Origin of the sequence: Alkalibacillus haloalkaliphilus C5 (assembly GCF_000269905.1) — a bacterium.
Taxonomy (GTDB): domain Bacteria; phylum Bacillota; class Bacilli; order Bacillales; family Alkalibacillaceae; genus Alkalibacillus; species Alkalibacillus haloalkaliphilus_A.
Window position 1 is genome coordinate 1 of sequence record NZ_AKIF01000154.1, and the last position, 6,829, is coordinate 6,829.

Genomic DNA, 6,829 nt, shown 5'->3' on the forward strand with positions numbered 1-6,829 from the left:
ATGATATATCATGTTAAATATTATTTGATATATTATGTTACATTATAATTTATTCTAATATGTTATGTTGTAATATATTATGATGTATCATGTTAAATATATCATAATATGTTTAATAACAATAAGGTGGTTACTAACATACGGTAATCAACTTTATCATCTCTTTCTCCAATTTAATTCTTCGAGGATCTCTTCTAGAAACTTCTCCAATTGATCATCTTCCAAATAAAATAAATCTACATAATTTACCGGAACACCATCACTCTCACCATCTTTTTCAAACACTTTCCTTTTACCAAAATTATTATGTTTTTTTGAATACATATGCTGTAAATTCGACACCAACTGATTAAACCGCCAATCCGGAAAGTGGCGCCAAATATCCTCTAACAATTGCATTATTCTTCTAATGCGCTGAACATCTCTCATAAGGTCACTCCCTTCTTTCAAGTTCGTCTAGGACCGCTGATATATTATCATAGACAAAACTTACTACCTCTTCGTGGCCGCCCTCTGTCATCGATAAAGTCTGTTTCGAGATATTGAATCCCATTTCACTCAATTTCTCAACCATATCTATTTGAGTTAAACCTAGATCAACACGACGTTTTAAGATTGTTTTTCCTTTTTGAACGGACAACTTGTTCATGTGTTCAGACACACCTGGGACACGATCCAATAGATTCTTTACCTCTTCATGATTCTTAGACATTAAACATCTCTCCTTTACACTTTTTCAACTACTCTAAATTTACAAATGAATTTCACTTTTACTATTCACCTTTTGTTTTTCCAAAGGGAAGCGTAAAAGCATAAAGAGCATTAATGAGCATGACAGCATCAACCTTTGTCCACTCCTTTGATGGACTTGTTCCATGTAGCACAGAATCACGATGTAAAACATCTTTTCTTGATTTTGGACGAACATTATCGCCTCTAAATAACTTTGAGAAAAATGAGAGGGTACTCACATAAGAAAGCTTATCTACTGTATAGTCTTTCTGTTCTTTAACCACCTTAATTTCAAACTCTGTTTTTAATTTATCTCCTATTTTATTAGAATCAGAAATTTGGGATATAGCAAACTCAACCAACAAAATTGCTGATGGTATAGTAATTTTATACTTTTCTAACTTAAAGCAATCGAATATTTCACTTACTAAATCTTTATGAGGTGCAAAAAGTTCTGAGTAGAAAACAGCTTCATAAGCCCTTTCTAACTTTTCATTTCTTGAATAAGACTCAATAAAATACTCTTCTATATTATCTAAACAGCATATCTTTTCAACTTCTACAGGCGTCATATCACCTGTTATGAGCAACCCATTTCCCCCAAACTTTTACCCTTCTCTATTAGATTAGGGTAATTCTCCTTATAATCCTCTGAGAATCGTCTTAGTTGCTGTTTGACCTCTGATATAAATTGCTGCGTTTCTTTTAGATTGTTAACAAACTCTAGGTCGCTATTATTCTTTTGCATATGTCTAAGAATAGTACTCATAAACACAACTCCCCTTTTTCAAAATATTAACATATAACCATCTAGATACTATAATTGCATCGGTGTCCAAAACTTTCAACTTTTAGACATGGCTATAATACTTTCTTATTTAATCTTTCTTCTCCCTTTATTTTATCTAAAACATAGTCTATAATAATATGTATAAAACATTACAAACTTTTGAACAAAAGAGGTGGCTGCTGTGAAAATTGGTTATGCTCGTGTATCGACTATTAATCAAGATTTAGAAACACAAAAGGAATTATTAAAACAGGAAGATTGCGAAAAGATCTATGTTGAACAAGTTACTGGTACAAGTACAAAGCCCAGACAAAAGCTAAAGGCTATGTTAGATCATGTTAGAGAAGGCGATGAGGTTATAGTAACCAAAATTGATCGATTGGCACGATCTATCATTGATTTAAATAAAATCGTTCAAGAGTTAAATAGTAGAGGTGTTAGCGTTCGTTTTATTAAAGACAACATGGAGTTTAAAGCAGGTGCGGAACAAAACAGTATGCAGACCCTATTATTTAATGTTTTGGGAAGCTTTGCACAGTTTGAGGCTGATCTAATCCGAGAACGTACATCTGAGGGTCGAGAACGTGCTAAGAAACAAGGAAAACACCTGGGGCGTAAAGGGAAGGATCCTAAAGATATTCAAAAGGCATTAAACTTATATGATGAACGAGAACAAAACAGTTTAAGTGTGAATGACATCAGCAAGATGACAGGCGTCCCGCGTTCTACCATTTACCATGAGTTAAAAAAACACTCAATGGCTGACTAAAAGACAAAAAGAAACTACCTTGCTCCCAACAAGGTAGTAAGAAAAATATTTAACCAACACAGAGCGTAACAACCCTTACCTTGTGAAGTAAAGAGTTACTATAATATATTATATCCCTAAAAACACTATTTTTAAACCTCCATTGTAAAATAACTTCCAACTAACCGTTATTAAATATCGGACCAGTTCTTTTGCTGCTTTACTAACAGAGCAAAGTCATCTTTAATGATATAATAAATTCAGAATATATTGATAATATAGATTATTTAACTTGGGAGGTGTTTTTTTGAATATAGTATATATACTAATAAAAGTTCTTGTAATTATTGGTTTTAGCGCTTCGCTTTTTTTTATAAATGAAGGAGGTATTTTCATTCTTCATTCAATATTATTAGGAGGAGCGATTATCTCATTTATAGCTTTAAAGGACATCAAGCAAGTAAAGGCTTTGATTATATTATTCATTCTTTTAATGTTTATCGAGCCATTCATAGGTTACAAACAATCAGGCACTTGGGGTATCATAGTTCCATTTATTACTCATCCTCTGATAATTTACTTCCTCTTTAAATATAAAAGTAAGATTGTATAAACGAATTAAATCTACATAAGTGTTGTTAAACGTTCCAGTCGCAACATTATAAAACTACTCTTAAACTTTTAACCCTCATTATAACTAAAACAGGAAGGGTTTAAAATATCCCTTCCTGTTTTAGTAATCTCTATTTACTTATGAAGTGGGGGTAACCCATGTTCCGGAACTTGTTCGAAGACGTTTAATAATATATGACTCCCCTGTATAAGCGGGGGAAACCTTAATCATTTTTCACAGAATTAACGCTTTTGAGCTTTATTTAAAATGGTTAATATTTGATCATAATAACGATTAACACCCTTATTAGTCCATGCTCGATGCATTGAAGTTTCATATTCTTTTATAAGCTCTTTTTCATCATCTGTTAACTTATCGTTTAGAGTCATGTTGTATTGACCAAACTTAGCCTTTAAATAGCGTTTTTTGGCTTGGTTCATATATGATCGGTATTGGTCATAAAAAAATTCAGCTTCCTCGATGGTTGAAGCTGTTTTAAAAGCTTCTTCTAGGTGAACGACTTCTTGTTTTTCTTCCTCTGATAAATAATTAAACAACATATCCATCCTAATCACCTGCCCATTGTAATCAACGTTTTTCTTTATAACTAAACTAAGCTATTGTATTGTAGGTTTAAAGTGAGGTGAGATTCATGAACCGAAATCAACATTCCAATAAGGAACATAACGTCACCCTTACTCAATACGGAGACGATTTGTTTCTTCCTTTACCGAATTCACTAGTGCAGCAATATGATCTCAAGGCTGGTTCTTCTGTTACGATTCAAATAAATGAAAACCACATTTTGATTAAAGCGGATCAAGATGACCCAACCCTTGATGATTTGTTAGAGCAAATAACTGATTCGAATCGTCATGATGAGATTTCTTTCGGCCGTATGGGACGCGAATTACTTTAACTACTGCTTCAAACGCTTATAACGCCACAATAAAATGACGCTTAAACCAACTAAGATTAAAAGTCCTACCCAAGTAATCGGGTTCTTAAAGATTGATGGTGATTCGTTGGTTGAGCTTGCAATCATCGAATAAGATTCAACTTTCGTTACAGTATATGACTCTTCATGGGAATTAAGTTCATGTTCTACGACTTCCCCCAATACTGTTACGACTTCTTCCTCTTGCTCTTCTTCACCTTCATCATCTGACTCCTCTTCTTCTCTAGCCTCATTATTTGCTTGTTCTTCTGTTGTATCCTGTTCACTAGAAGAAGTACTATCTTCAGAAGAATTACTGTCATTCTCTGTATTCGATTGTTCTTCAGATGATGTATCGTCTTGAGTCCCATTACCTGATTCCTCAGAAGAATCACTTGAATCATTAGATGATGACTCCTCCGACGAACCACTTGAAGACTCTTCTTGTTCTTCATCTTCATTGGTTTGATCAGACTCTGTTTCCTCTGTCGTATCTTCCGAAGACTCTTCTTCACTTGAAGAACTATCACTATCGTCGTTTTCTTCTTCATTAGAAGACTCATTGCTTTCACTATCTTCTTCGGTTGATTCGTCACCAGTCGATTCTTCCGTAGGTTCAACGATATAAACAGTTAAAATAGGATTATAGTCTAACTTTGTACTCGGTATTTCGAATTCTTGTCCACTATATTCAACTTCATATGTCGCTGACCCCATGATAGTAAACTGGTCATTCTCAGCTAAATAATAACCTTCAACATTTTCACAAGGATCTGTAGGTTGTGCTCTATTATCCCAATCATGAACATCCCCATCAATTGTCATCTCACACTGTTCTCTTTCTTCATCGGCAGAAACCACGACAGGCATACCCACCAATAATGCCGCTCCGATAATTGCCGTTATAAGTTTTTTCATGTTATTTCCCCTTATTTTCTAAAAGATGAATATAAATTCCTATGAAATATTTACCTTAAGGTTAAAAAAGGAAAAAAATGAAGTCAAGTTAAACTTAGAAACAGTTATAAGAACATAATGAATAAATATATAGTTTTGACCCGGATAAATCACCAATGGTTGAACTCAAACAATTATGTTATTATTTAACAAAAGGGAAAAGGAGGTACTATATGAAGAAATTATCTGCATTAATTATTGGTATCTTGCTTGTAGTCACTATTTTTATTATTTTTTCTAATGAATCTTTAACTTATGAAGAGTTAGTTACTGAAATGATTGATGATGAAGATGTGAGATATATAACAGTTGAAATGGAATCACAAGATGAAAGAACTGTTGCTTCTATTGAAGAAGATGATGTGGTTAACGACTTATTAAATGAACCTGCAGACATGGTATTAGAAGAAGAATCTTCTTCTACACCCCCTGTATTAGAAAATCAGATAACATTTCACACTACACACAACTCTTATACATTACATTTTGACCGAGATCGCATAGTTAGTGGTTCTACTGCTTACACCGTTGATGGGCAATCGGAACATGCTCTCTATAATCAAATTAGTAATACTGATTTAAATTGGGACACTGAGTAAGTCAAAGCAAATGATATCAGCATTTACAACTTCAAATGGTAATGAGTATTAAAAAAAAAGTAACATCTTTGCTATATGTTACTTTCTTTTTTATTTAATCTTTTAATATTCGACTAATCTGCTCTTTGTTAAGTGTAATTGTAACTGCATTTTGGTTTACCATTAACGATGGTACGGTTCTCCTTGTCTATTTAAGAAGCAAAAAAGAAAAGTGTAACTTCCCTTTAATTAGGTATAATCTTAATAGGCAATCGTTTAATCATATATTTGTTGACATCTCAAAATTATAAGTTATAATAAAGTTACAATATAACAAGCCACTACGGATCGTGTGACTTGTTTTAAAATCATCTATTGAGGTCGATACGGAACGTTCGGCCAAATATTGCTCATTACGGATCGTATGGGCATAGGAAAAAAGGCCAAACTTTTTAGATTTGGTCTTTTTTTCATCTATAAATGTGCATTTATTGATTTTTGGGGCATAATATATTATATCCCTCACTACGGATCGTGTGGGGGTAAGCCCCAGGCCACTACGGATCGTGTGACCTGGGGCTTTCTTTATTGCCTTTAACAGGTATGAATTCTACTGACTACCTTCATTTTCTCATACAAGTCTCTTACTCTGTTTGCATATGGGTCTACTCTATCTGGGCTCAAACGATTATAGGCTTGAAAAATCCAGATCCCAGCGTCCGCTACTTGTAATAGAGGAAATTCGTTGTGTTTTCCACATATCAGTTCCCCATAAAACTTACTTCTCGTTGAATTATTTAAACATTCCTTTAAAGCTGATTTTTCACCATCATCACCGTCATCAATGACAGTAACAACTTGATCATGCTCGTTAATATCACTTTCCAAAAATGTCAAGAACTCCTCATGTAAAAAACGATATTCATCCATTTTTCCTTTTGGGTGGTCAGGATTTTGTGAATAACTTTCTTTATCTAATACTCCAAAGTAAAAAGGTATGTCGCTTTTTATAACTACATCTAAAATCTCTTCTAAAACAATAAACCGCTCTTCATTTGTCAATTTACTCCATAAGCCCGATCTATTAATTATGTTTTTTGCGTGAAAGTGAAAGTTTTGCAAAAATTCAACTTGTCCTAATTCTGCTAAAAAATCTGTAACATTCATTCCTGGTTCAAAACCTGATTGAAACCTACTTGCAATGATTCCAAGATATTTTGTTTTTAATCCTTTTAAATCATTAGTTGCTGCTTTCCACTTTGGAACATCTACATATGGACCACCATATATTAATAGTTTTTGTTGAGAATCATTTAGGCCTGTATTCCCAGCCTCATCTAAGTATAAAACACCCACAAAAATCCTCCTTAATCAACTTCATTTACTTCATCAGACATATCAGCAGGTGAATTTAAATCAACAACTAAATAGTCACTTTCCTTTATGCTTAGGAACCTCTTGGCTTTGTCCAGCC

General features: G+C 33.5%; 11 protein-coding genes. 4 read left to right on the top strand and 7 right to left on the bottom strand.

The features are described 5' to 3' along the window. Positions 1-156: 156 nt before the first annotated feature. From A194_RS0113475 to A194_RS0113490, 4 genes are all read right to left on the bottom strand, one after another. Positions 157-429, bottom strand: coding sequence for a hypothetical protein (locus A194_RS0113475; protein ID WP_017187344.1), 273 nt, complete (start codon positions 427-429; stop codon positions 157-159). Between the two features lie 4 nt (positions 430-433). Continuing rightward, entirely contained in the window at positions 434-712 is a 279-nt protein-coding gene (locus A194_RS0113480) for a hypothetical protein (protein ID WP_017187345.1), read from the bottom strand. A gap of 61 nt (positions 713-773) precedes the next feature. Further along, positions 774-1,322 carry a hypothetical protein gene (locus A194_RS0113485; RefSeq protein ID WP_017187346.1) on the bottom strand — a complete coding sequence of 183 codons (549 nt, stop codon included), beginning with the start codon at positions 1,320-1,322 and terminating at the stop codon, positions 774-776. Continuing rightward, positions 1,313-1,501 carry a hypothetical protein gene (locus tag A194_RS0113490; RefSeq protein ID WP_017187347.1) on the bottom strand — a complete coding sequence of 63 codons (189 nt, stop codon included), beginning with the start codon at positions 1,499-1,501 and terminating at the stop codon, positions 1,313-1,315. The genes A194_RS0113485 and A194_RS0113490 overlap by 10 nt, the downstream gene beginning before the upstream one ends. Before the next feature lie 202 nt (positions 1,502-1,703). Between A194_RS0113490 and A194_RS0113495 the strand changes: the two genes are divergently transcribed. Together A194_RS0113495 and A194_RS0113500 are read left to right on the top strand one after the other, a co-directional pair. Then, the gene (locus A194_RS0113495; protein WP_017187348.1) at positions 1,704-2,291 is read left to right on the top strand and encodes a recombinase family protein; all 588 of its coding nucleotides are present in this window, start codon (positions 1,704-1,706) and stop codon (positions 2,289-2,291) included. Between the two features lie 286 nt (positions 2,292-2,577). After that, complete coding sequence (locus A194_RS0113500) at positions 2,578-2,883, top strand: hypothetical protein (protein WP_017187349.1); 306 nt, start codon at positions 2,578-2,580, stop codon at positions 2,881-2,883. Positions 2,884-3,125: 242 nt separating this feature from the next. Here A194_RS0113500 and A194_RS0113505 read toward each other — a convergent pair whose 3' ends face one another. After that, the gene (locus A194_RS0113505) at positions 3,126-3,449 is read right to left on the bottom strand and encodes a hypothetical protein (RefSeq protein WP_017187350.1); all 324 of its coding nucleotides are present in this window, start codon (positions 3,447-3,449) and stop codon (positions 3,126-3,128) included. Positions 3,450-3,535: 86 nt separating this feature from the next. Between A194_RS0113505 and A194_RS0113510 the strand changes: the two genes are divergently transcribed. After that, positions 3,536-3,802, top strand: a complete 267-nt coding sequence (locus A194_RS0113510; RefSeq protein WP_017187351.1) for an AbrB/MazE/SpoVT family DNA-binding domain-containing protein — start codon at positions 3,536-3,538, stop codon at positions 3,800-3,802. On the opposite strand, the gene A194_RS0113515 is transcribed toward A194_RS0113510, so the two are convergent. After that, positions 3,803-4,738, bottom strand: a complete 936-nt coding sequence (locus tag A194_RS0113515) for a hypothetical protein (protein ID WP_017187352.1) — start codon at positions 4,736-4,738, stop codon at positions 3,803-3,805. 212 nt (positions 4,739-4,950) lie between these two features. Here A194_RS0113515 and A194_RS0113520 point away from each other — a divergent pair, with 212 nt between their 5' ends. Further along, complete coding sequence (locus A194_RS0113520; protein WP_017187353.1) at positions 4,951-5,376, top strand: hypothetical protein; 426 nt, start codon at positions 4,951-4,953, stop codon at positions 5,374-5,376. A gap of 573 nt (positions 5,377-5,949) precedes the next feature. On the opposite strand, the gene A194_RS0113525 is transcribed toward A194_RS0113520, so the two are convergent. Then, positions 5,950-6,711 carry a DUF3800 domain-containing protein gene (locus A194_RS0113525; protein WP_017187354.1) on the bottom strand — a complete coding sequence of 254 codons (762 nt, stop codon included), beginning with the start codon at positions 6,709-6,711 and terminating at the stop codon, positions 5,950-5,952. Between the last annotated feature and the right edge of the window lie 118 nt (positions 6,712-6,829).